Here is a 24,237-nt window from a genome sequence, read left to right as displayed (position 1 = left end):
TATGGAACTAGAGATTATGTTAATTTTCTTATTCAATTTTTATATTAAAATCTAACTTTTTCTAAAAAAAGCAATATAATGTTGAATTGTCTTAATTTTTAGATGGAGAGGTTCAGCGTGATAGGTTTTTTAAAAATTTTGAAATTTGCTAATTTGCAAAAGTTTTCTAGTGCAGTGAGATTGCCAATTTCTGTTACTACGATTTTTTCTTTGATGTTGGGGATAGGGTCCGTATTTTTAAATCCTTCTAATTTATTTTATATTGATAATGCTGTTTTTAAATTGATTTTGGGTCTTATTAAAAGTATAAGCAATATTGTTATATTAAATATTCCTTTATTTTTTGTTATAGGTATTGCTGTTGTTGTTGCTAGAGTTCAAAAAGGTACTGTTGCGCTTTTAGGTCTTGTTGGATATTTAATTTTTAACGTTACTGAAAATTATTTTCTTGGGGTATTTTCAGGATTAGCTGAATCTGATTTGATGTCTTCTGTTGAGCAAGTTAAAGTTTTAGGAATCCAAACTTTAAACACAGGTATTTTGGGTGGTTTATCGGTTGGGCTTTTAGTTGGTTATTTACATAATAGATTTTGTAATATTGAATTACCAGGACCTTTTGATATTTTTTCTGGAATTAGATTTGTTTCTATGGTAATTTTTCCTTTTTGTATTTTATTGGGAGTATTATTTTTTTTAATTTGGCCTTATTTTAATGAACTTATCACTTCTTTTGGATTTTTTATTGCTAAGTTAGATTATTATGGTAGTTTTTTTTATGGATTTTTAAACAGAATACTCATTCCTTTAGGACTTCATTCTATTTTGACATTCCCTTTTAATTTTACTTCTTTGGGAGGATCTGAAATAATTAATGATCAGGTTGTTGGTGGTATTCAGAATATATTTTATGCTCAATTGTCAGATCCATATCTTACAAAATTTTCTTCAAGTATTTCTAGATTCAATAGTGGATTTTATCTTTCTATTATGTTTGGACTTCCTGGGGCAGCATTTGGAGTTTATAGAGGGATTATTCATGATGATAAGCGTAAGATCTTAGCATTGTTATTTCCAGGGGCTTTTGCAGCTTTTTTTACTGGAATTACAGAACCTTTAGAGTTTTTATTTGTTTTTACAGCTCCTTTGCTTTATTTTGTGCATGCTATTTATACTGGATTTGCATTGTTAATTGCTTAATATACTTGATATTTCAGTTGGTATGACTTTTTCTTCTGGATTTTTGGATTTTGTTATGTTTGGGATATTACAAGGTCATGATAAGACAAATTGGCTCTATTTGTTACCATTAGGTTTGTTATTTTTTGCTTTGTATTATTTTACTTTTAAATGGGTTTATAATTATTTTGATTTTCAAATTCTTGGTGTTGGAGAGTCGTTTTTTGCTGGAAGTGAAGGTGAAGTTGAAGGGATGGGAATTGCTCATTTAATAGTTCAAGGACTTGGAGGTCTTGATAATATTCAAGAATTTGGTGTTGTATCGACAAATTTAAACTTTGTGGTTTTCAGTCCAGAACTTAGGTTTGAAGATTTTCTTAAAAAAACAGGTGCTTTGAATATTGTTACAGTTGGTAATACAATTCAAATTGATTATGGAACAAATGTTTATTATATAAAACAGGCTATTGAAAACTATTCTTCCAAAAGCTTGTTTAAAGCCAGTGTTATTGTTGCATCTGAGAATATAAGACAAGGAATTAAAGCATATATTGATATGAAAGAAGATGATAAGCGTGAAAAACAAGGAGCAACAGGGAAGCTTTATAAGCTTAATAAAGATGATAGAGATTAAACTTGAGAGTATAATCAAAATTATAGATTTATAACTACTAAATAGTAAATTATTTTTTATGATTTATTTAAGTATCTTTTTGAAGGAATTGAGATTTAAAGGAGAGATATAGATTATAAAAAATATTGAAGATAAATAATGATTTAAATTTTATTATTAAAAGAATAAATTTTATTTCTGCAAGATTGATTGGTTGTTAGTTAAAGTTTATACAGATAATCAACTTGGTATTTATTGCTATTTATTTGTAATTAATTATGATGATGTTATAACTTATCATGTACATTGTTATTAATGCGGAATTTTTTTAAAAAATATGCTAAATTTGTAGGTATGTTGCAAAAGCTTCATAGAATATTTTTTTAATGATATTCTATCGTGGGGTAATTTTTAGTAATAGTAAGTTAAAATTTTAATTCTTTAAAAAGAATACATTGAAAAAGAGATTTTTGTTTTATAATAAAAAAGTTGATCTTTTATTATCTAGTATTGAAGGTATCTAACCATTTTTTATGAATAATTAAAAATAAATAATAAAAGAAGTTCAATTGTTTTTTATCAAGAATTGAAAAAATTGAAGTGTTTTTATATACTTTATATAAATAATATATTATAGCGTTAATAACCTTTGCCATAAATTAGAGAAATTTATGGTGCAATTAAGACCATAAGGAGTTGGAATGATAAAGAAGTATGAAGGTTGTTTTTTATTTAGGAGTGAAGAGCTTGAATATAAATCTGCTTTGGAAGAAGTAAAAAAACAGCTGGTAGCTTTTGGTGCAGTTGATTTTGTTGAAAATTCTATTGGAGAGAGAGCACTAGAATATCCTGTTAGAAAACAGTTACGTGGTAGGTATGAAATAATAGAATTTAAAATGGCAAGTGATAATTTAAGAGAGCTTGAAGCACAATTAAAGCTTATTAAAAATTTGCTTAGATATATGATTTTGGTTAAAATTAACAGAAAAGTTAGTGTTAAGAAAGTTAAAAGAAGAAATTTTAGAGAGTATAGAGATAATAAAGATATTAAAGAAAAAGAACAACCATCAGAGTCTAATGTTGATGCTGATTTAAAGGTAAATTGAGGAGGTTGTAGATGGCCGACATTAATTCCTTGGTATTGTCTGGTAGACTTACTAGGGATTCTGAACTTACTTATACTGATTCAGGTATGGCTATTCTTAAGTTTGCTTTAGCTAACAATAGAAGGATCAAAAAGCTTGATGAATGGATTGATTATGCTCAATTTTTTGATTGTGTCATTTTTGCTAAAAGAGCCGAAAGTCTTAGTGCTTTTCTTAAGAAGGGTAAACAAGTTGTAGTTAGTGGTTCGTTAAAGTATGAGAGTTGGCAAGATAAAAATACTGGGGATAAGAAAAGTAAGTGCAGTATTTTGGTAGATGAAATTCAAATGTTTGGATCATCTACTGCTGTTGCTCAGGGAACAAACAATGTTGATTTTGAAAGTTATAAGAAGCCAGATTCATTTAAAACTATTGATTTTGATAATGGTTTTAATGAAGATATACCTTTTTAGGAGTTTTAATTTATGTATAAAGATATAGATTCTCATCAAAGAGATTCAAGGACCGATGGACATCAGGATGGTTTTAAAAAGAATCCTAATTTTAGATTTTTTAAGAAAAAAACATGTAAATTTTGTGATATGGATAGAGTGCCTGATTATAAAGAGTTTGATTTTCTTAAGAAGTTTATTACAGAACAAGGAAAAATATTGCCTAGAAGAATTACAGGCACTTCTGCTAAACATCAGAGACGTCTTGCACTTGAAATTAAAAAGGCTAGATATATGGCTTTACTTCCTTTTGTAAAAAAATAATGAAGGAGAAGTTATGAAAGTTATTTTAAGAGAGGATTTTATTAATCTTGGCAAAGAAGGTGATATTGTTGATGTAAAGGATGGTTTTGCTAGAAATTATTTATTGCCAAAAGGTTTTGCTGTTTTTTCAAACAAACATAATATTGATATTTTTTCTCAAAAAAAGAGAGCAATACTTAAAAGACAAGAGTCAAGAAGAAAAATGGCAGTTGAGCTTAAAGAGAAACTTGATAAAGTGAATTTAGAGTTTATAATGCAATCTAATGATAGTGGTAAATTATTTCATAGTATTAATAGCTCAAATATTGCTGATGAACTTTTGAAACTTGGATTTGAGATTGAGAGAAGAAAAATAGATATGCATCATGGTGCATTAAAGGCCTTTGGAACTTATAATGTTATTATTAAGCTTTATGAAGGAATTAGTTCTGTAATTACGGTTGAGATCAAAAGGGAAGAGAAAAAAAATTCTCTTAAAAAGTCTAAAAGTGTTAAAAAAGAAGTTTAAGGAAGAGGGGCATAGCTTGTGGCTTTTACTTCGATAAGCACAACCTCTACACTTCTTTTTAATGAAGGTGCAGAAAAGGCAGTTATTTCAAGTATATTTTATAATCCGGGAAAAGTAGAAGAGGCTTTATTATATTTAAAGCCGGATGACTTTTATAATCAAGATCATGAAATGATTTTTAAAGCTATGATTTCTCTTTATGAGAAAAGAGAAAATATTGATCCGATAACTGTATTTGAGGAGGTTTCTACTATAACTCCTAAGTCACAACTTGTAAATAATTTGAAAGCTTTAACGGGTTTACAAGATTATTTAAGTTTTCTCTCAGGTTATCTTCCAACTGATAAGACTATAAATATTTATGCAAAAATTGTTAAGGAACATCGTATTAGGAGAGATATTGCAAAAATTTCTAGAGAACTAAATGATTTGGCTAATGATTCTACAAAAAAAGTTGAACAATTTGTGGAAGAAGCACAAAGACAAGTTCTTTCAATTGAATTAGATTGTTCTAATAAAAATCTTAATCATGCAAAGGTAATTGCTGAAAGGGTTCATGCTGAAATATATGAGAGGAGTGTTCAAAAACGAGAAGTTGATTTTGGCATTCCAAGTGGTTTTAAAAAAGTAGATAGTCTTATTGGTGGATTTAGAGAGAGTGATTTTATCATTATTGGTGCTCGTCCTAGTGTTGGAAAGACAGCATTTGCGTTAAATATTGCCTCCAGTATAGCCTTAAAGGGTGATAAAAAACGAAGAGTAGGATTTTTTTCACTTGAAATGACCTCTGATGCTTTAATTAAAAGAATAATAGCATCTCAGGCTAATATTGATGGTTTTAAGATTCAAAATAGTATTTTGTCAGGACATGAAATTAAGGCAATTAATGATGTTGTAAATGATATTAGTAATTCTGAATTTTATATTGAGGATACTGCAAATATTAGTTTGTTAACGCTTGCAACGCAGGCTAGAAAACTTAAAAGATTTTCAGGTATAGATATACTTTTTGTTGATTATATTAGTCTTATTTCTCTTGAAAGTAAAAATGTTCCAAGGCATGAGCAGGTAGCTTCAATTAGTAAAGCTTTAAAAGAGCTTGCTAGAGAACTTAAAATACCAATTGTTGCTCTTTCACAGCTTACACGAGATACTGAGGGACGTGAGCCTAGTCTTGCTAGTTTAAGAGAATCAGGTGCATTAGAACAAGATGCAGATATTGTTATTTTACTTCATAGAGATAAGGATTTAAAGAATAATTCTGATGATGATGATGGAATTGTGAATGCTATTGACACTAAAGTTATTGTTGCTAAACATAGAAATGGTCCTACGGGTAGGGTTGATATATTATTTTTGCCGCATGTTGTTAAATTCGTTAATAAAGAACATGAAATGGACTATTATTTATAGATAGATTATATTTTTTTTGATGTTTAAGGTGTTTGAGGCATTAAATATTAATTTTTATGCCGATTCCGAGATAGTTGCAAATGAATTTATGTTTTTCTAACGTGTGATTGTTTGTGTTATAAACAAGAGGAGAATAATTCATTTTTGTAAATATTTTTATGTTGTATTTTGTTTTATTATATGTAAAGGCATTTATATTTACTCCGGGTTCAATTTCAAGTCCTGTTTGTAATGTATCTTTTATTTTTAATGGTCTGTAAATGGATTTTATATCTTTTTTGTCTTTATTGTAAGCTAAAAATAAACCAGAAGCTATATACAAAATGAGCCGATTTTTTGTGAAAAATTCATATGTTATTCCAGATGAAAATCTATTTGTACGACTATTTATTTCATGTGCATTAATATCATAATTTGCTGAAATTGCAAAATAATAGTTTAATTGAGGTATTATTTTGTAATATATTATATTTCTGGTTTGAAATGGAAGCATAATATCATATTCTATAGAGAAATTGTGATTTAGGAGATATAAGTTATTTTCTATAGGATTATCATATTCTTCTGTGATAATTATTCCAAATCCTCCTACGCTAAAAAACTTTTCTTTATTTGAGAAATTATTTAAATTAAGATTATTTATCGAAAAGAAATTTTTGGAATAAAGTTTATATTGAATTCCAATACCAGTTTCTGCTTCTTGTATTTTTAAATATGTTTCTATATCTTTTATTTTGCTTTGAATTTGATAAAAAAGTTGAGTCTCAATCCCTATGAATTGATTTTTAAAATCCATTGAAATACTTGTTTTAAAAAAGTAATCTAAAAAATAAGATAAATCTATATAATTTTCAAGATAAAAAAAACCCATGTAAGAGTAGTTTATGGCTGTGCTTATGAAACCTCTATAATGATAATGTTCATAATTTTTAGGAATTGGTCTTAATTGTCTTAGAGCAAAGTGAACTGCTCTTTGTATTAAAGAGCCACCCCAATTTCCATAGAGTAGATTTTTAATTCCAATATCAATATTAAAATTTCCAAAATATTGAGTTTTTGTTTTGAATAAAATTGGGAAATAATACATAAATCCAAGCTCTAATAGATCAATTCTTTTTCTTAATTGTTCGGGACTTTCTTTGTCGCCTCTAAAGGTTAACATGTGTGCTTCTGCATTTATTATAAAATTATGTTTTGATTCATGAATGAATATTAAAGATCCACTTCTGAGGTCATCAAAGAAATCACTTAAAGCAAATCCAAAACCATCGTTTAATTTGTCAAAATGATACTTATCAATTCCGTCATTTTGATATTTCATTAAATAATTGTAAGCATGTGAATTGATTATTAACATTATAATTATTGTTTTAAAGCTAACTTTTGCTAAGTACATTTATAGATTAATACTAACATGTTTTTATGTAAATTAAACACTTTATTTTTAAGTAAATGAAAGTTGTATTTAATAATTCAGTATTTTTAATGATAATTTTTATTAAATCATTTATAATTATTAAATATATTGTGTCAAATTGTGGTTTGCTTGTTAATAGTTAAGTTATTGTTATTGTTTGGAGTGATTTATGAAAAAAATAGCGATTATTGGTGGCCTTAGATCTCCTATTACTAGGTTTGGCGGAACATTAAAGGGAATGAATATTGTTGATGTGTCTGCTGATATTGTTAAGGTTTTGCTTGAGAGGAATAGTATTGATAAAGTAGATGAAGTTATTGTTGGAAATGTAATCTCATCGGGACTTGGTCAAAATATTGCCAGACAGATTACTTTGAAAGCTAGTTTAGGAGAAGCTATTCCTGCTTTTAGCGTAAATAAAGTGTGTGGTTCGGGGCTTAAGTCTTTGGAACTTGCATTTAATTCTATATCTCTTGGTGAGAGTGAGGTTGTTGTTGCAGGTGGAGTAGAAGATTTGAGTAATGCACCTTATTTATTACCAAGAAATGTCAGATTTGATGGTTTAAAATTTGGAGACTTTAAAATAGAAGATTCAATATATAAAGATGCTTTAGTTGATACTCCAAGTTCTACTGTGATGGGTATTACAGCAGAGAATTTAGCAGAAATGTATGAAATTACAAGAGAAATGCAAGATCAATTTGCATATAATTCTCATATGAAGGCAAAAGTTGCAAGAGATAGTGGGTATTTTAATGATGAGATATATCCTTTATCGATTTTTGATAAAAAGACAAAACTTAAAAATGTTGTGTCTAGTGATGAAGAAATACGTGATAATTTAAGTTTAGAAAAGCTTGCTTCTTTAAAACCTATCTTTAAAGAAAATGGGACTATTACTGCTGGCAATTCTTCTAGTTTAGATGATGGAGCTTGTTTTTTAATATTGGCAAGTGGAGATTTTGTTCATAAAATGAATGTAAAACCTTTGGCTTATATTGGTGGTTTTAAAAGTGTAGGGTTAAATCCTTTGCATATGGGATTTGGAGCTTTTCTTGCTATTGAGGGCATTATAGAAAAGTTTAGTTTAAATTCAAATGAAATTGATTTTATTGAAACAAATGAAGCTTTTGCAGCACAATCTTTGAGTGTTCTTAAAGCTTTACGTGAAAAGTATGGTATTAAGGATGATATTGTTAATGTTAATGGAGGAGCTATTGCATTGGGTCATCCATTTTCAGTTAGTGGTTCAAGGATTTTATTGACTCTTGCACGTCTTATGAATATGAATAATAAGTCAAAAGGAATTGCTTCTCTTTGTATTGGGGGTGGTCAAGGTATAGCAGCCTTTTTATATAGATAGATAATATTGTTTTGAAACTAGATTTAAGTTTAATGTTTTGTTAAAATTTTATGAAGCGATTTAGTTTAATTTGATATAAGGGTAATTTTTATGGGTAATTTTTTGTGTTTTTTGTTATTTTGTGTTTTAGGAATAACTTCTTTTGCTCAAAATACTCCTGTTGTAATTATTAATTTGCATAGTAATGAGATTATTACTAAAACAGAGTTTGATTCTAAAGTTAATACATTGAAAAAAACACAAGGTAGAGATTTAAGTAATATTGAAAAAAAGCAAGTTTTACAGGTTTTAATTGCTGATGTACTTTTTGGTCAGGAAGCTTTAAAACAGGGAATTAAAGTTGCAGATGATGAAGTTATGCAAACAATTAGATCCCAGTTTGGACTTGCAAGTCTTACCGATGAACAAATTAAGCAGATGATAGAAAGTCAAGGTACAAATTGGAATGAGCTTTTAGCTTCGATGAAAAGATCTCTTGCTGCGCAAAAATTAGTTCTAAAAATTGCTCAGCCCAAGTTTTCAGAGATAAAAGCTCCAAGTGAAAAAGAAGTAATTGAATATTATGAGGCTAATAAAACTAAATTTGTGAATCCTGATATAGCGAGAATTAGTCATGTTTTCTTTTCGGCAAAAGATAAAAAAAGGTCAGAGGTTCTTGAGCAGGCAAAAGATATTGCAAAGCAAATAAAATCTAGCAAGATTACTTTTGAAGAGGCTGTGAGAAAATATTCAAATGATGAAGGTTCTAAGGTTAAAAATGGTGACCTTGGATTTTTGGCAAGGGGTGATCAAAGTGCTCAAAATGTTCTTGGTGCAGACTTTATTAAAGAGGTTTTTGTTCTTAAAAAGGGAAATGTTTCTAATCCAATATCATCAAAGGAAGGTTTTCATATAGTGAAAGTTACTGAAATGTATTCTCAAAAATTTTTAGGTCTTCAAGATAAGATATCTCCTAATGTTAATATGACTGTAAAGGATGCTATTAAAAATAATATGATTAATGTTCATCAACAGCAAATTGTTGCTAAAATACAACAAGAAATTTATGATAAACTCAATAAGTCTGCTAGTATACAAATTTTGGATTCTAGTCTAAAATGAAGATGATATATTTATATATTGGTTATGGATTTGAGACATAAGGCTAGGATTTTAGCTTTTCAAAAAATTTACAGTATTGATGTTAACTGTAAGGCAAAGGATAATATTTTTGATATTTTTAGTTTTGAAGAAAATGGGATAGATTTAGATGGAGATTTAAAGTTATTTTATTCTGTTCTAGTTAATGGTACTTATGATAATTTAGAGTCTATTGACAAATTAATTAGTGGTATTTCACTTAATTGGCGTTTGGATCGTATGGATAAGGTTGATCTTGCTATATTAAGAATGAGTGTATATTCACTTAAGTTTCAAGATTTAGATGTTCCTAAAAGGGTTATAATAGATGAGGCTATTTTGATTGCTAAAAAATATGGCAATAAAAATTCTGATAAGTTTGTCAATGGTATACTTGATGCTTTGTTAAAAGATATGGAGAGTTCTTTTGAAAACAAATAGGTTATTTTTTATTTTGTTTTTAGTCTTTTTTGTATCAATTTTTGTTTATTTGAGCTTAAATCCATATGTTTTGTATATATTAAAGGGAGAAAGGGATTTTAATGAGGTTATTATAGAAATTGATGATTATATTTCAAGTGGGAATTTAGATAGTGCGGAGAAAGCAATTAAATTTTATTCTTATTATGCAGATACTGAATATAAGTGGCTTTCTCTTGTTAAGAGAGCAAAGCTTTATTCTGATAAAATTAATCATTATGTGTTGATGAGAAATATTCTAGATTTGAGTGTTAAAAGTTTGCCAGGGAATTTAAAGCTTAGAGCACTTGAAGTATATTCAAAACTTAAAGTAGGAGCTGTTTTAGAAGCTTATGATGTTGCTAAGCAGTATTTATTGGGATATAAAGAATATAAATATTTATGTGATGAGGCTTTTATTAAAAGTTTGATTTTAAATTATGATGTCAAAGACATAAAGAGTTTTTTAATTAAAATGGAGCAAGAAAGAGATGCTCTTGCTTTTGAGACTATAGGATTCAATCTTCAAAATAATGCGTTTTTAATTAATGCAATGCTTTTGTATATAGATAAAAAAGATTTTGATGCTGCTAGGAGAATACTCTTAAAAATAAAAGAAGATAAGGATTTTGCTAAAGAACTTGCTTATATTTCTTACGGTCTTGATAATTTAGATTTTACTATTGCCAATCTTAAACTTCTTAGTGATAATAGTGAACCTAGTTTAATGTTTTTGTTAGCAGATGCTTATTTGAAGAAGGGAGATATTAATAATGCTAAGAGTGAATATTTGAAACTTTATACAGATTTTCCTGATTATAGTATGATGATATATCTTGGGTTGGCATTTATTGCGAAGAAAGAAAATGATTTAAAGCGTGCCATTACTTATCTGAATAAGGCCAATGAAAAATTTAAAGGAAATGAAATGATGAATTATTATTTGGCTAGTATGTATTTTGAAATCAATGATTATTTTAATGCAAATGAGATTGTAAAAAGATATAAAGATAATCCTTTGTTCTTTAAACTTTATTTTATTTTAAATTATTCGAATTTAAAATATGAAGCTAAAAAGTCTTTTTTATGGCGTTTATTTTATAGATCAAACTATAGTAGTGATATTGCACAATTTTTGGCTTGGAATTTACTTCTTTATTCTGATTTAAAGGATTTAGATTTGTTTTTTAATGTTTATAATCCTGTTGATGAAATACAGGATTGGTATTATTTTTATAAATTTTATTATTTGTTTCTGAAAAAGGACTTGGTTGTTGCAGAAAAAATACTTTTGCGTGAGCAAACGAACAAGTATTTATATGGTATATATTATAATTTTGGGGTTCTAAAGTTTTATCAAAAAAATTATAAGGAATCAGAAGAATATTTTAGTAATGCAGTTTCGACTTTACCTTTTGCTATTGATGATAAGAGTAGCATTAATTTAAAAGAGCGTGAGGATATAGCAAAAATATATTTAAAGCGAGGGATTAATTATCTTTATTTAGGTGAATTTGAAAAGGGACGAGAGGCCATTTCAATTGCTAATTCTTTTTATGAAACTAATGAGGGTAAACTTTATATGAATATGATAAAGATATTTAAAGAGAGGAATTGAATATTTGAAATTAAGATTAAAATCTAGAGAAGAAATTGAAAAGATTAAGGCATCAGGTAGACTTTTAGCTCAAACTTTTTTGGAAATCGAGAAAAATATTGCTCCTGGAATTAACACTAAAACACTTGATTTTATAGCTAGTGATTTTATTACTAAAAATGGAGGTAAGTCTGCTTTTAAAGGATATAATGGATTTAAAGGGACTATTTGTGCTTCTATAAATGAAGAAGTTATACATGGAATTCCTGGGAGTAGAATGCTTAAAAATGGGGATGTTATTAGTATTGATTGTGGTGTTGTTTTGGATGGATTTTATTCTGATATGGCTAAAACTTTTAAAGTGGGAAAGGTAAGCTCTCAAGTTAGTCGCTTATTAGAAATTACAGAGGCTGCTCTTTATAAAGGAATTGATGAAATGAAGGTTGGTAATCGAATTTTAGATATTTCGAAGGCTATAGAAAATTATATTAAACCATTTAAGTTTGGAATTGTTAGAGAATATACGGGGCATGGTGTTGGTTTTTCGTTACATGAAGAGCCAAGTATTCCAAATTATTATGATCCTTTTTTTAAAAATATTGAAATACGGGAAGGTATGGTTTTGGCAATTGAGCCTATGGTAAATTTAGGAAGTCATAAAGTTTCTCTTAAGAGTGATGGTTGGACAGTCTTTGCATCTGATCTTAGTTTTTCTGCTCATTTTGAACATACTGTTGCTGTTATTGATGGTTTGCCTTTAATTTTAAGTAAAGTTTGATAATACTTAAGTAAATATTTAAAAGATTTGGTTTTATATTATGGAGGTGTATAAAATGAATAAAAATTTTATTTCTGTGTTTTTTGCTAGTTTTTTAGCTTTAGCTGTTGGATTTTTTGTTGGAATAGGTTATTTGAAGTCTGAAAAAAATACTATTGTTTTTGCACAGGAGAAAGGAGATGCTGTACACTCTCTTCAAGATTCTTTTAGAGAAGTATCTAAAAAAATTTTACCATCAACTGTGGAAATTTATGCTACTGGAACAATTAAAACACGCGATCCTATGCAATTCTTTTTCTTTGATATTCCAGGTCTTAATCTTGAAAAAAAAGCACAATGGGGTGGTTCTGGCGTTATTATTGGAAAGGATTCTAAGAAAACAAATTTGTTTTATGTTCTGACAAATAGTCATATTCTAGAAAATGCTAGTGAGTTTGAAGTTGGAACTTATAATAATAAAAGTTATAAAGCTCAGTTAGTGGGTAAGGACGATAAAAAAGATATTGCATTGGTTAGTTTTGAGGCTGATGATGTTGTAGATATTGGGGTAGCTGAACTTGGTGATAGCGACAGACTTGAAGTGGGAGATTGGGTTATAGCTGTTGGAAGTCCTTATCACTTTAGTTTTTCAGTTACAGCAGGTATTATTAGTGGTCTTCATCGTTCTTTTAATCCTAATTTAAAAGCTAGAAATTTATTTATTCAAACAGATGCGGCTATTAATCGTGGTAATTCTGGAGGACCTCTTGTTAATACTAAAGGAGAAGTTATTGGTATCAATTCGTGGATTTCATCTCCTTCTGGAGGAAATATTGGACTTGGTTTTGCTATTCCTATTAATAATGCTAAGAGTGTTTTTGATGCATTAATGAGTGGACAAAAAAGTGAATCATCTTGGATGGGCGTTGCATTTCATCGTTTGAGGTCTAAAGATGTAGAATTTCTTAAAAGTTTAGGTTATGAAGATGAGTCTGTTTCATTAGCAATTGTTGCAGGTGTTTATGATGGTTCTCCAGCTTTGAAAGCAGGATTTAGAGCTGGTGATGTGATTAGCAAGATAGATGGTGTTGCAATGAATCTTTTCTTTGATGTTAAGCAATACATTAATGATTTTTATGCTAAGGAAAAAATTAAAGTTGAGGTTTTAAGAGGACAAGAGACGAAAACTTTTGAGGTAGAACTTGGTGTTATGCCTACTAATATCGATAAGGAAAAGGGCAATACTTTAGATTTAAAATTGATGCCAGGCTTTACTGTTTATCCTTTAACTAAAGAGGTTAGGGTGCAACTTGGTTTGAGAAATTGGATTAATGGAGTTGTTGTTGATAGTATTGATTCAACTTTGGGTAATAATCCTCAAATTGCAACAGGAGATATTATTATGATTGTTAATTCAAAAAATGTTAAAACTTTAAGAGATTTTTATGATGCTATTAAGCATGGAAAAAATAATTATAGTATTTTAAGAAATGGACAAACTTTAAAAGTGTCTATTTGATAATACATTTTATTTTTTGTATAAGGCTTCAAGATGTTAATTCTTTAAGCCTTTAGGCATTAAATTTGGTAATTCTATTTTGTATTATTGATTTTTTTACTTGAGTGAATAAGTTTTATGTTTAATTTATCAATGTAAAGAGATAATGTTGGGATAGAGATTTGTATTTAAATATATTAGTATGAATAATACTGTTTATTTTTATAAGTTTTCTTAAATGTAGTTCAAGTTATAAATTGTTTTTTATCATTGAGGGAGTAGTAAATATATAAATTATGAGTTAAATTGAAGAGATAATTGATTTTTTTGAAACAAGTCTTAATTTTATGTGTTTTGAGGTGTTATATAAATGAAAAAATTCGTTTCTTATGAAGATGTAAGAATAAATGGTCTTAAACTTGCTTATAAAATTTATAAAGATGGGTTTATTCCTGACATTATGTATGTGTCTTTGAGAGGTGGAGCTTATCTTGGAAATATTATTAGTGAGTTCTTTAAATTTATTAAGCCAGAAAAGCCCCTTCTTTATGCTGCTGTTGTTGCAAGATCATATGATGTTTCAAATAAGCAGAAAAAAATAATGATAGATGGATGGACTTATGATCCAAAATATTTAAGAGTAGGTGATAATGTTTTATTTGTTGATGATATATTTGATACTGGTCGTACAATTATTCATTTGCGAGAAGAAGTTTTAAAGAGAGGGATAGATAGTCAGAATGTGAGGATAGCTGTTTATGATTATAAAGAACGTGGACATATTGATTATGAACCTGATTATTATGTTAATAAGTATTCAGATGAGGATGAATTAACTACTTGGATACATTACAGTAATCATGAGTTAATTGGATTGTCAGAAGATGAATATAAATTAAATTTTGTTAATTTAGATGATGAATTATTGGATATTTTAAAGTTTTTATCAAAAAAACTTTAATTCTATTCAAGCTTAATATATTCTAATTCGTTATATCCTCTTATGTTTAATGCTTTTGTTATTTCTCCTAAATTATCTTCTAGAATAGGTCCAATTAAAGCAAAATCTTTTTTTATTTTTGTATTTATATTATTTAGTAATTTAATTTTTTTAAACCTATCCTTTATATTGGTTGGATAGACTTTGATATTATACCATACATTTTTTTCTAAATTTGGTTCTTGTATATTAATTTTATCTTGTGGATAATATATTTTTTTTGATTTTTTTATTTTTACAGTACCATTTGTGTGGTTATTTATATGTTCCTTATTATAAGATTTAAAATCTGTATTTTTTTTTCTTCTAATTTCATGATGATAATTAATTTTTTTGTGTGGATAATTTATTTTGTTGGATTTATTTATTTTAGGTTTTGATTTATTGGTTTTATTTGTGATTTCTTTTTCTATATTTGAAAATATTTTGAAATCGTCTTTTAATTTTTCATTTGCAAATAAGATTAGTACTGGTGACATTAATACTATTTTATACAAAATTTTGATTTGCAATGTTTTTCTCCTTTCGAAAACTCTTTATTAGAAATGAAGAGTTTTTGGAGTTCTTGGAAATGGTATAACATCTCTAATATTAGGCATTCCTGTTGTATATTGCAGTAGTCTTTCAAGTCCAAGTCCAAATCCAGAATGCGGAGTTGAACCGAATCTCCTTAAATCTAAATACCAATTAAGAGTCTCTGTTTCTAAGTTTAGCTCTTTTATTCTATTATTCAATTTATCTAGATTATCTTCTCTTTCACTGCCCCCAATGATTTCTCCAATTCGTGGAACTAAAATATCCATTCCTTTTACAGTTTTATTGTCTTGATTCATTTTCATGTAAAATGCTTTAAATTCTTTTGGATAGTCAATAACTGTAGTAGGTTTTTTAATAATTTCTTCTGTTAAATACCTTTCATGTTCTGTTTGTAAATCCATGCCCCAATAAGGTTTTATTTCAAATGTTTTTTTTGCATTTTCGAGTTTTTTAATTGCTTGAGTATAGGTAATAACTTCAAATTTAGAATTTATTACATCTTCAATCTTTTTTATTACTCCCTTTTCAATGAAGTTATCAAAAAATTCCATATCTTCATGACAGTGATTTAAAGTTTCGCTTAGGACGTATTTTAAAAAATCTTCTGCTAAATTTATGTTATCTTCAAGCGTAAAAAATGCCATTTCAGGTTCAATCATCCAGAATTCTGAGGCATGGCGTGTTGTATTTGAATTTTCTGCTCTAAAGGTAGGACCAAATGTATATATTTTTGATAAAGCCATTGCATAAGCTTCTCCATGCAATTGTCCAGTTACTGTAAGAAATGCTTGTTTGCCAAAAAAATCATCTTTAAAATCAATTTCTTTTTTGTTTTCAATATTATTAAGGTTTAGGGTAGATACACGAAATATTTCACCTACTCCTTCACCATCGTTTGATGTAATAATGGGTGTATGAATATAAAAAAATCCGTTTTTTTGAAAATATTCATGAATTTTATAAGAAATTTGGTTTTTAATTCTGGCAACAGCACCAAATGTATTAGTGCGTATTCTTAGATGAGGGATTTCTCTTAAGAATTCAAAAGAATGTCTTTTTTTTTGTAAAGGATATGTTTTTTGATCTGATTCGCCAATTATATAAAAATTTGTTGTTTTAATTTCATAAGTTTGTCCTTTTGCAGGGCTTAAAATTAAGATTCCTGTTAAGGATATGCTTGCACCTGTTGTGAGCTTTTTAAATTCTTTTTTTTCAAATTGAGGATTGTTTTCATCAATAACAGCTTGAATTCCTTTAATATTTGAGCCGTCATTAATTTCTAAAAATGAAATTTTACCATTGCTTCGTTTTGTTCTAATCCATCCTTTGACTGTGATTGTATTATTTGTTATAGGGTTGTTTAATATTTCTTTGATACTTTTGTGCATATATTCCTCTTTCTCTAACTTGATGTTTATTATAATTATAGTTTAAGCCATATTATTTTATCATTTTGTAATTGAAAGAGAGTAAATTAATTTTTATACTTAAATTTAGAGAAGATTTATGAACAATTTAGAAGATGTTATAGTTATTTTTGATTCAGGTATTGGTGGACTTGCTTATTTTGAATATATAAGTAAGAAATTGTTTAATAGAAATTATATTTATGTTGCAGATAATAAAAATTTTCCTTATGGTGATAAAAGTTCAAATTTTATTTTAAATGAGTTTTTGGAGCTTATTTCAAAATTAAGGGAAATATATAATATTGTCTCGATTGTTGTTGCGTGTAATACAGCTTCTATTAGTGTTTATAATAAATTAAATTTTAATTTTCCTATAATATATACTTTGCCTTCAGTTAGTTTAGTTAAGGAACTTGTGTTTAAAAGGGTGATTTTAATTGCAACAAATACTACTATTAATAGCGAATTTGTCAAGAAAGAGCAGAATAATCATATAGATTTAATTTTAAAATCTGCGGGTGAACTTGTAAAATTTGTTGAATATGGAGATATTTTTGAAAAAGATGCGCTTGAGTATTTAAAATCTTTAAAGTTTGAAGTTCAATCTACTAAACGAGATATGGTTTTTTTGGGTTGTACGCATTATTTGCATATTAAAGATATGATAGAAAGTGTTTTAGAAATACCCGTTTATGATAATCGTAAAATTGTTGCCGATGAACTTAATAAATCGTTAAAAAATGTTGAAAATAGTGATTATTGTTTTAAACGTTATTTTTATTTAACACAAGATAAAAATTTACACTTTTATAAGAATTTTTGTAAAAAATATAATTTTTATTTTAAAGGAATATTCAATTGAATAGTAGTACATTTGAGGTTCTCTGGGGTGTTAATAATATTTATTCTGTTGTTGAAGTTAATACTAATACAGTTTATGAGGGTGTTATTAAAGGTAAATTCTTAAATACTAGGGAGAAAGAGTATAGTCCTTTAGTTCCGGGTGATTTTGTTTGTGGGGATATTTATGATGAACATAAGGTATACATTAAAGAGAGAATGGAACGTAGAAATGTTTTTTGGCGTTATAATAAAAAGGTTGCTTTAAGGCAAGTGATTGTTTCAAATATCGATAATATTTTGATTGTAAGTTCTGCTACTCTTCCAGAATTTAAAAATTCATTTATTGATAGAACATTGATAGTTGCTGAGGAACAGGGAATTACCCCTATTATTTTGGTAAATAAGGTTGATGAAGGCATAAATCTGAGGGTTGATTCTTTTATTAAGATTTATGAATATTTAGGTTATAGAGTTATTAAGACTTCTGTTGTTACTTTGCAGGGAATTGATGAGGTGAAAAAAATTATTAAAAATTCAAGAACTTCTTTTATTGGGCAATCTGGAGTTGGAAAATCTTCACTTATAAATGTTATAGATTTAAATGCATCTCAGGCTATAAATGAGATATCTTATAAATATGCACGAGGCAGACATACTACGGTTTATGCTGTGGCTTTTCATTCTGATAATAAAATTTTAATTGATACTCCTGGAATAAAGGAATTTGGCATTGAAGGTTTAGGATATCTTGAGCTTAAATATTATTTTAAAGAATTTAAATATTTTAATGATTTATGTAGATTTAATTCTTGTTTACATATCAATGAGCCAAATTGTTTTGTAATAAGTCAAATTGGATTTAAAATTGCAGAAGCTAGGTATAATAGTTATTTGAAAATTTTTAGTGAACTTAAGAGATATAAAAGTTATGCAAGAGAAATATTTGGAAAAAATTGATTTTTATCAAATATTATCTTCAGTTGCATCTTATGTAACTATTTCAGATACGGTTAAACTTTTAAATGAACAGCAAATATTAAAAACTGATAGAGAAATTCAGGAAGTATGTTCTTTTGTTAATTTAATTAAAAATCTTATTGAACTTGATGAAGAATATCCAAATTATTGTCTTGAGAGTATAAATGAGTCTATTGTTTTACTCCTTAAAAAAAATCAAGAATTTCTATCGAAGAGATTAAGAATATTATTCTCTTTCTAAAAGAAATTTTAAGAATAATGTTTTTTTTAGAAAAACATGAACTTAAATTTCGGGGTGAAATTGATGTTTTAAAAAAATTATTATTTGTATATCCAAATTTAAAATATTTACTAGAATTTTTATGTAAATATGTTGATATTGATGAACTTAAAATAAAGCATGGTGTTGATAAGAGATATGATAAGATTGATTTTGAAATTAGAAATTTGAATAAAAAAATTGAAAAGCAAATTAAACAGATAATAAATTTAAATGCAAATTATTTAAGCTCTAATCTTATTTATTATAAATCAGGTAAATGTACCATTGCTCTTAAATCCAGTTTTAAAAATAGAATTAAAGGCAATGTTATATCTGTTTCCTCATCTGGTGAAACATTCTATGTTGAACCAAATGAAATGATAAGTGAAAATAATAGATTGAGTTTTTTAAATTTTGAAAAGACACATATCGTTTTTAGAATTTTGCAAAAATTATCAGATGAAATACGAAAACATATTTTTATCTTAAAATCTCTTTATAGTAATTTTATATATTATGATTCTTTAAAATCCAGAGCAATTTATGGGATTCAAAATCAAGGAATTTTTCCTAAACTTGATGGTGATTTGAATATTATGAATGCTAGGCATCCTTTAATAAAGAATGCAAAGCCTATTAATTTTTCTCCTTTAAATAATAGAGTTGTTGTTATTACAGGTCCTAATGCTGGTGGAAAAACAGCAACATTAAAAACAGTTGCTCTTTTGAGCGCTATGTTCCAATTTGGAATTCCAATTCCAGTTGATGAGTCTAGTACCTTTAAGATTTTTGATAACATTTTAGTTGATGTTGGAGATGAACAGTCAATTTTGAATTCTCTATCAACTTTTTCAAGTCATATGAATAATATTGCTTATATTTTAAAGCATGCAACAAAAGATAGTCTTTTGATATTTGATGAATTTTGTTCAGGTACTGATATTGAACAAGGACAAGCATTGGCTATAGCTATTCTTGAACATTTGATTTGTATTAATGCTTTTGTGATTATCTCAACCCATTATAATGCTCTTAAATATTTTGCATATACTCATGAAAATGTTATTAATGATTCAATGCAAATGGATTTAGATAAAATGGAGCCCAGTTATAAGTTAATGTTTTCTGTTCCAGGGGAAAGCTTTGCTTTTAGTGTTGCAAGCAAATTTCTTGTTGATTTTAACATAATATCTAGAGCTAAAAATATTTATGAGTCTAGCAAGACGGAAGTTAATGAGATATTGGCAAGACTTACGGAAAAAGAGAGAGAAATATATTTACTTGAGGAAAAAATAAAGAATAAGCTTAAATTTATTGAGCTTAAAGAAGTTGAGATTAATGATATTCGGGAGACTCTTGTATTAAGAGAAAGAAATTTGGAAGAGAATCTTGTTAATGAACAAAAAGAGTTTTTAAAAAAAACAAGACAGACCTTAGAAAATTTGGTTAGAGAGATAAAAGAAGAAGGTGTTTGTCTTTTTAAGAATAAAAAATTTATAGCTGATATTTCAGATAATATAGCTTCTAAGGTTACTAAAATTGAAATGTTAAATCAAAAAATTGCTACTAAAGTTGAATTTAGAATAGGAGATAAAGTTAGAGTATTAGGCTCAAATTTTTCAGGAGAGATAATAGGTGTTACTAAAAAAGGATTTATTATAAATACAGGTGTATTTAAGATTACAGTTGCAGCTGTTAGTTTAGAGAAAATATTGTATAATGATAGAGCTCCAAGAGGTTGTGATAAAAAATTTAGTTTTTCTTTTGAACAGCAAGATGATACATTAAATTTAATAGTTGATATTAGGGGAATGAGGGTGGCTGAGGCTATAAACTTCTTGGGTAAAAAAATAGATGATATGTTACTTAAAAATGTTTCTAAATTTGAAATCATTCATGGCAAAGGAGAAGGTTTGCTAATGGAAGGAGTGCACGCATTTTTAAAAGATATAACGTTTATTAAAAAATATTATTTTGCTCATCCAAATGATGGAGGGGTTGGAAAAACAATAGTAGAATTTTAAATGGGTATATTAAAGTTTCAAGAATTTGAGAGTGTATTGTTTAATATTTGTCTTTATGTTGACTCTATTCTTGAAGATGAGTTTGGTAATGCTTATGAATTGCATCCGAGTAGGCTTTCTAGAGGTAAAGCAGCTAATGGATGTTTGGATGGACTCTTTCGTGTTACAACTTCTTTTACGTTTGGATATGGTTCTAAATTTGGTAGAGGATATTTAATTATTATTGAAATGATAACTCTTGATGTAGTTGATGTAGAATTTAATAAAAAAATTGTGGAAAAGGGTATTGAGGTTTTTGGTGCAAAACTTAAGGAAAAGTTTCCAGAAAAAGACCTTAGTATAGTTTATGATATTAATGTTTATAAGATTATTGGAAATTTTTTTCATGATATATAATTTTGATATTGTGACTTTTAATAATCAAAAATTTATTGGTATACTTTATGCAAAGATTTGTTTATTGAGTATTTTGGATTACTTTTTTGTATATTGAGGAGTTATAGTGCAATTTGAAGTTAAAGATTTAATAAATAAAATTAAAAAAGATGGACTTGATGAAGCTGAAAGGCTGGCAAGTGAAATTATTCTTAATGCAAAGCAAGAAGCTGAAGCTATTATTTTAAAGGCTGAGAGTGAGGCTAAAGAGTTAAAAATAAAAGCCGAAAAAGAAGCTTATGATTATAAGAGATATTCTCTTGAAGCATCTCGTCAAGCATTTAGAGATTTAGTTATTGGTACTGAAAATAGTATTAAATCTCTTTTTAAATCTGCTTTAAAAGATTCTGTTTCTAGTGTCTATGATTCTAATTTTTTAAGAGAACTGATTATTAGGGTTTTAGATGTTTGGGGTAAAGATGATAAGATAGATATTATGCTTAATGAATCTGATATTGATAATTTATCATCTATTTTAAAAACAAGCATAAGAAATAAATTTGGTGCTGAAATTGAAATAAAACCTTTTAAGGGTATAAATAAAGGGTTTAAAGTCCAACAGAGAGACGGTAGTTTATATTATGATTTTACATCAGAAGCTATTGCTGACATTCTTTTTGAATATTTAAATCCAAGGTTTAAGGAAATTATAAAATTGGATTAGGAGTATAGTATGTTAAGTTCATATTACTATATTATATCCTCATTACCTTATCTTGATTTAAAGGTTGAAAAGGTATGGAGCATATCGGATTTTTTTGATAATGTTGAGATTGTTTTAAGTAGAGAAGATTTTCTTTTTATAAAGGATTTGTCAGAGTTGAGATTTAATAAAGAAAGTTCAGAGGTTGCTAAGAAGTTTTTTGAATTTGAAGAAATAATAAGATATACTCTGGCAGTTATTAGGGCTGAAAAATTGGGATTTGAGAAAGATATATATTTAGAATCTCCTTATTTTTCTAGTTATTATTTAGGAATTTTGAAACCTCTTTGTCTTAAAGAAAATCCTTTTGAGGTAGAACTAGGAATTGATATTTTAAAGTGGCAATTTTTAACAGAACTTGAAGTTGGAAATGAATTTAACTTTGAAAAGTTGATAATTTATTTTTTAAAGTTAATGTTAATTTCAAGGAGAAGTCTCTTTAGAGAAGAGATAGGTGAGAAAAATTTTGATGATGTTTGTCAAAAATTAAGTATCAAAATAAGTAAAAATTTTTGAAGGAATTTAAATGGAAGCTAAAGGAAAAGTAGTAGGTGTTATTGGAAATTTGGTTACTATTGAAATGGTAGGTACGGTTTCCATGAATGAAATTGTTTTTATTAAAACAGGTGGTCAGAGTTTAAAAGCTGAAATAATCCGTATTAGAGATGGAGAAGTTGATGCTCAAGTGTTTGAAATGACAAGAGGAATTGCTGTTGGAGATGATGTTGAGTTTACAGATAAGCTTTTAACAGTTGAGTTAGGACCTGGTCTTTTAAGTCAGGTGTATGATGGTCTTCAAAATCCATTACCAGAGCTTGCTACTAAGTGTGGTTTTTTTTTAGAGAGGGGTTTATATTTAAGTGCTCTTGATAGAAATAAAAAATGGAGTTTTAATGCAACTGCAAAAGTTGGAGATTTTATTGTTGCTGGAGATTTTCTTGGATTTGTCATCGAAGGTACAATTAATCATAAAATTATGGTTCCATTTGATAGGAGAGATTCTTATAGAATTATAGAGATAGTTGGTGATGGTGATTATACTGTAGATGATAGGATTGCTGTTATTGAAGATGATGCTGGGGGTAAACATATTATTACTATGTCGTTTCATTGGCCTGTGAAAGTTCCCGTTACTAGTTATAAAAAGAGACTTATTCCTAATGAGACCATGGTAACTCAAACAAGAATAATAGATACATTCTTTCCGGTTGCAAAGGGTGGTACATTTTGTATTCCTGGACCTTTTGGTGCTGGTAAGACGGTTCTTCAACAGGTTACGAGTCGTAATGCTGATGTTGATATTGTAATTATTGCTGCTTGTGGTGAGCGAGCAGGTGAGGTAGTAGAAACTCTGAAAGAGTTTCCTGAACTTACAGATCCAAGAACAGGTAAATCATTAATGGAGAGAACATGTATTATTTGTAATACGTCTTCTATGCCCGTTGCTGCTCGTGAAGCATCAGTTTATACAGCTATTACTATTAGTGAATATTATAGGCAAATGGGTCTTGATATACTCTTGTTGGCAGATTCAACTTCAAGGTGGGCTCAGGCTATGAGAGAGATGTCAGGTCGTCTTGAGGAAATACCAGGGGATGAGGCATTTCCAGCATATCTTGAATCTGTTATTGCATCATTTTATGAAAGAGCAGGTGTTGTTGTTTTAAATAATGGCAGTGTTGGATCTGTAACTGTGGGTGGTTCTGTTAGTCCTGCTGGGGGTAATTTTGAAGAACCAGTAACTCAAGCAACTTTGAAAGTGGTAGGAGCATTTCATGGTCTTACAAGAGAGAGATCAGATGCTAGGAAATTTCCAGCAATTAATCCTCTTGACTCTTGGAGTAAATATAGAGGTGTAGTTGAATATGAGGCAACAGAATATGCAAGGGCTTTTTTGGTTAAGGGAAATGAAGTTAATCAGATGATGAGAGTTGTTGGAGAAGATGGGGTGAGTATTGATGACTTTGTTGTGTATTTGAAATCTGAACTTTTAGATTCATGTTATTTACAGCAAAATTCATTCGATAGTGTTGATGCTGCTGTGAGTTTTGAGCGTCAAAATTATATGTTTAATATTCTTTATAAGATTTTACAATCAGATTTTAAATTTGAAAATAAATTGGAAGCAAGAAGTTTTATAAATGATTTAAGACAAAATATTTTAGATATGAATCTTGCTCCCTTTAAGCAAGAAAAGTTTAATAAATTAGAAATTAATTTAAAAAATTTATTACGTTCTAAAAAATTGGATTTTTGAGGTGTGCA

General features: G+C 28.0%; 21 protein-coding genes and 2 pseudogenes. 20 read left to right on the top strand and 3 right to left on the bottom strand.

Annotation, left to right across the window (positions count from 1 at the left end):
- Positions 1–117: 117 nt before the first annotated feature.
- From BRE_RS00620 to dnaB, 6 genes and pseudogenes are all read left to right on the top strand, one after another.
- Positions 118–1,810 (top strand): annotated as a pseudogene (locus tag BRE_RS00620) (PTS transporter subunit EIIC).
- A 680-nt stretch (positions 1,811–2,490) separates the two neighbouring features.
- Complete coding sequence (gene rpsF, locus BRE_RS00615) at positions 2,491–2,895, top strand: 30S ribosomal protein S6 (protein ID WP_012538671.1); 405 nt, start codon at positions 2,491–2,493, stop codon at positions 2,893–2,895.
- 11 nt (positions 2,896–2,906) lie between these two features.
- The gene (gene ssb / locus BRE_RS00610) at positions 2,907–3,347 is read left to right on the top strand and encodes a single-stranded DNA-binding protein (RefSeq protein ID WP_012537885.1); all 441 of its coding nucleotides are present in this window, start codon (positions 2,907–2,909) and stop codon (positions 3,345–3,347) included.
- Between the two features lie 12 nt (positions 3,348–3,359).
- Positions 3,360–3,650, top strand: coding sequence for a 30S ribosomal protein S18 (gene rpsR, locus BRE_RS00605; RefSeq protein WP_012537884.1), 291 nt, complete (start codon positions 3,360–3,362; stop codon positions 3,648–3,650).
- A gap of 13 nt (positions 3,651–3,663) precedes the next feature.
- Entirely contained in the window at positions 3,664–4,158 is a 495-nt protein-coding gene (gene rplI, locus BRE_RS00600; protein ID WP_012538670.1) for a 50S ribosomal protein L9, read from the top strand.
- A gap of 18 nt (positions 4,159–4,176) precedes the next feature.
- Positions 4,177–5,571, top strand: a complete 1,395-nt coding sequence (gene dnaB, locus BRE_RS00595; protein ID WP_012537882.1) for a replicative DNA helicase — start codon at positions 4,177–4,179, stop codon at positions 5,569–5,571.
- Positions 5,572–5,611: 40 nt separating this feature from the next.
- Here the strand turns inward: dnaB and BRE_RS00590 are convergent, their stop codons facing one another.
- Positions 5,612–6,967, bottom strand: coding sequence for a hypothetical protein (locus BRE_RS00590; protein ID WP_012538669.1), 1,356 nt, complete (start codon positions 6,965–6,967; stop codon positions 5,612–5,614).
- Between the two features lie 190 nt (positions 6,968–7,157).
- On the opposite strand from BRE_RS00590, the gene BRE_RS00585 reads away from it, so the two are divergent.
- The 7 genes from BRE_RS00585 (at position 7,158) to BRE_RS00555 (ending at position 14,742) form a co-directional block, all read left to right on the top strand.
- Positions 7,158–8,351, top strand: a complete 1,194-nt coding sequence (locus BRE_RS00585) for a thiolase family protein (protein WP_012538668.1) — start codon at positions 7,158–7,160, stop codon at positions 8,349–8,351.
- 90 nt (positions 8,352–8,441) lie between these two features.
- Positions 8,442–9,452 (top strand): peptidylprolyl isomerase, encoded by a 1,011-nt coding sequence (locus BRE_RS00580; protein ID WP_012538667.1) that lies wholly within the window; start codon positions 8,442–8,444, stop codon positions 9,450–9,452.
- A gap of 24 nt (positions 9,453–9,476) precedes the next feature.
- Positions 9,477–9,911 (top strand): transcription antitermination factor NusB, encoded by a 435-nt coding sequence (gene nusB / locus BRE_RS00575; protein ID WP_041178077.1) that lies wholly within the window; start codon positions 9,477–9,479, stop codon positions 9,909–9,911.
- Positions 9,898–11,547 (top strand): tetratricopeptide repeat protein, encoded by a 1,650-nt coding sequence (locus BRE_RS00570; protein ID WP_012538665.1) that lies wholly within the window; start codon positions 9,898–9,900, stop codon positions 11,545–11,547. Before nusB ends, BRE_RS00570 begins: the two co-directional genes overlap by 14 nt.
- A gap of 4 nt (positions 11,548–11,551) precedes the next feature.
- Positions 11,552–12,304, top strand: a complete 753-nt coding sequence (gene map, locus BRE_RS00565) for a type I methionyl aminopeptidase (protein ID WP_012538664.1) — start codon at positions 11,552–11,554, stop codon at positions 12,302–12,304.
- Between the two features lie 55 nt (positions 12,305–12,359).
- Positions 12,360–13,802, top strand: coding sequence for a trypsin-like peptidase domain-containing protein (locus BRE_RS00560; protein ID WP_041178076.1), 1,443 nt, complete (start codon positions 12,360–12,362; stop codon positions 13,800–13,802).
- 349 nt (positions 13,803–14,151) lie between these two features.
- Positions 14,152–14,742 carry a phosphoribosyltransferase gene (locus BRE_RS00555; RefSeq protein WP_012538662.1) on the top strand — a complete coding sequence of 197 codons (591 nt, stop codon included), beginning with the start codon at positions 14,152–14,154 and terminating at the stop codon, positions 14,740–14,742.
- A gap of 2 nt (positions 14,743–14,744) precedes the next feature.
- Here the strand turns inward: BRE_RS00555 and BRE_RS00550 are convergent, their stop codons facing one another.
- Complete coding sequence (locus BRE_RS00550; RefSeq protein ID WP_012538661.1) at positions 14,745–15,293, bottom strand: hypothetical protein; 549 nt, start codon at positions 15,291–15,293, stop codon at positions 14,745–14,747.
- A 27-nt stretch (positions 15,294–15,320) separates the two neighbouring features.
- The gene (gene asnS, locus BRE_RS00545; protein WP_012538660.1) at positions 15,321–16,706 is read right to left on the bottom strand and encodes an asparagine--tRNA ligase; all 1,386 of its coding nucleotides are present in this window, start codon (positions 16,704–16,706) and stop codon (positions 15,321–15,323) included.
- 118 nt (positions 16,707–16,824) lie between these two features.
- On the opposite strand from asnS, the gene murI reads away from it, so the two are divergent.
- The 7 genes and pseudogenes from murI (at position 16,825) to BRE_RS00510 (ending at position 24,229) form a co-directional block, all read left to right on the top strand.
- Positions 16,825–17,589: a glutamate racemase gene (gene murI, locus BRE_RS00540; protein ID WP_012538659.1), complete on the top strand. Its 765-nt coding sequence runs from the start codon at positions 16,825–16,827 to the stop codon at positions 17,587–17,589.
- Complete coding sequence (gene rsgA / locus BRE_RS00535) at positions 17,586–18,527, top strand: ribosome small subunit-dependent GTPase A (RefSeq protein WP_012537870.1); 942 nt, start codon at positions 17,586–17,588, stop codon at positions 18,525–18,527. Before murI ends, rsgA begins: the two co-directional genes overlap by 4 nt.
- Positions 18,499–20,834, top strand: a pseudogene (locus tag BRE_RS00530) (endonuclease MutS2). Before rsgA ends, BRE_RS00530 begins: the two are co-directional and overlap by 29 nt.
- The gene (locus tag BRE_RS00525) at positions 20,835–21,230 is read left to right on the top strand and encodes a hypothetical protein (RefSeq protein WP_012538658.1); all 396 of its coding nucleotides are present in this window, start codon (positions 20,835–20,837) and stop codon (positions 21,228–21,230) included. It abuts the pseudogene before it with no gap.
- 106 nt (positions 21,231–21,336) lie between these two features.
- The gene (locus tag BRE_RS00520) at positions 21,337–21,933 is read left to right on the top strand and encodes a V-type ATP synthase subunit E (protein ID WP_012538657.1); all 597 of its coding nucleotides are present in this window, start codon (positions 21,337–21,339) and stop codon (positions 21,931–21,933) included.
- Between the two features lie 9 nt (positions 21,934–21,942).
- Complete coding sequence (locus BRE_RS00515) at positions 21,943–22,488, top strand: DUF2764 family protein (RefSeq protein ID WP_012538656.1); 546 nt, start codon at positions 21,943–21,945, stop codon at positions 22,486–22,488.
- 10 nt (positions 22,489–22,498) lie between these two features.
- Positions 22,499–24,229 carry a V-type ATP synthase subunit A gene (locus BRE_RS00510; protein ID WP_012538655.1) on the top strand — a complete coding sequence of 577 codons (1,731 nt, stop codon included), beginning with the start codon at positions 22,499–22,501 and terminating at the stop codon, positions 24,227–24,229.
- Positions 24,230–24,237 lie beyond the last annotated feature (8 nt).

Origin of the sequence: Borrelia recurrentis A1, assembly GCF_000019705.1 — a bacterium.
Taxonomy (GTDB): domain Bacteria; phylum Spirochaetota; class Spirochaetia; order Borreliales; family Borreliaceae; genus Borrelia; species Borrelia duttonii.
The sequence above is the reverse complement of the archived record's forward strand: the minus strand, read 5'-3'. Positions and strand labels throughout refer to the sequence as shown.

Excerpts from the sequence above, each read along its gene's own strand:
- BRE_RS00515 (WP_012538656.1), top strand. The coding sequence starts at position 21,943 with ATGTTAAGTTCATATTACTATATTATATCCTCATTACCTTATCTTGAT.
- murI (WP_012538659.1), top strand. The coding sequence starts at position 16,825 with ATGAACAATTTAGAAGATGTTATAGTTATTTTTGATTCAGGTATTGGT.
- BRE_RS00585 (WP_012538668.1), top strand. The coding sequence starts at position 7,158 with ATGAAAAAAATAGCGATTATTGGTGGCCTTAGATCTCCTATTACTAGG.
- BRE_RS00555 (WP_012538662.1), top strand. The coding sequence starts at position 14,152 with ATGAAAAAATTCGTTTCTTATGAAGATGTAAGAATAAATGGTCTTAAA.
- BRE_RS00525 (WP_012538658.1), top strand. The coding sequence starts at position 20,835 with ATGGGTATATTAAAGTTTCAAGAATTTGAGAGTGTATTGTTTAATATT.
- nusB (WP_041178077.1), top strand. The coding sequence starts at position 9,477 with ATGGATTTGAGACATAAGGCTAGGATTTTAGCTTTTCAAAAAATTTAC.
- BRE_RS00510 (WP_012538655.1), top strand. The coding sequence starts at position 22,499 with ATGGAAGCTAAAGGAAAAGTAGTAGGTGTTATTGGAAATTTGGTTACT.
- rpsF (WP_012538671.1), top strand. The coding sequence starts at position 2,491 with ATGATAAAGAAGTATGAAGGTTGTTTTTTATTTAGGAGTGAAGAGCTT.
- rpsR (WP_012537884.1), top strand. The coding sequence starts at position 3,360 with ATGTATAAAGATATAGATTCTCATCAAAGAGATTCAAGGACCGATGGA.
- BRE_RS00560 (WP_041178076.1), top strand. The coding sequence starts at position 12,360 with ATGAATAAAAATTTTATTTCTGTGTTTTTTGCTAGTTTTTTAGCTTTA.
- BRE_RS00590 (WP_012538669.1), bottom strand. The coding sequence starts at position 6,967 with ATGTACTTAGCAAAAGTTAGCTTTAAAACAATAATTATAATGTTAATA.
- BRE_RS00580 (WP_012538667.1), top strand. The coding sequence starts at position 8,442 with ATGGGTAATTTTTTGTGTTTTTTGTTATTTTGTGTTTTAGGAATAACT.
- asnS (WP_012538660.1), bottom strand. The coding sequence starts at position 16,706 with ATGCACAAAAGTATCAAAGAAATATTAAACAACCCTATAACAAATAAT.
- ssb (WP_012537885.1), top strand. The coding sequence starts at position 2,907 with ATGGCCGACATTAATTCCTTGGTATTGTCTGGTAGACTTACTAGGGAT.
- rplI (WP_012538670.1), top strand. The coding sequence starts at position 3,664 with ATGAAAGTTATTTTAAGAGAGGATTTTATTAATCTTGGCAAAGAAGGT.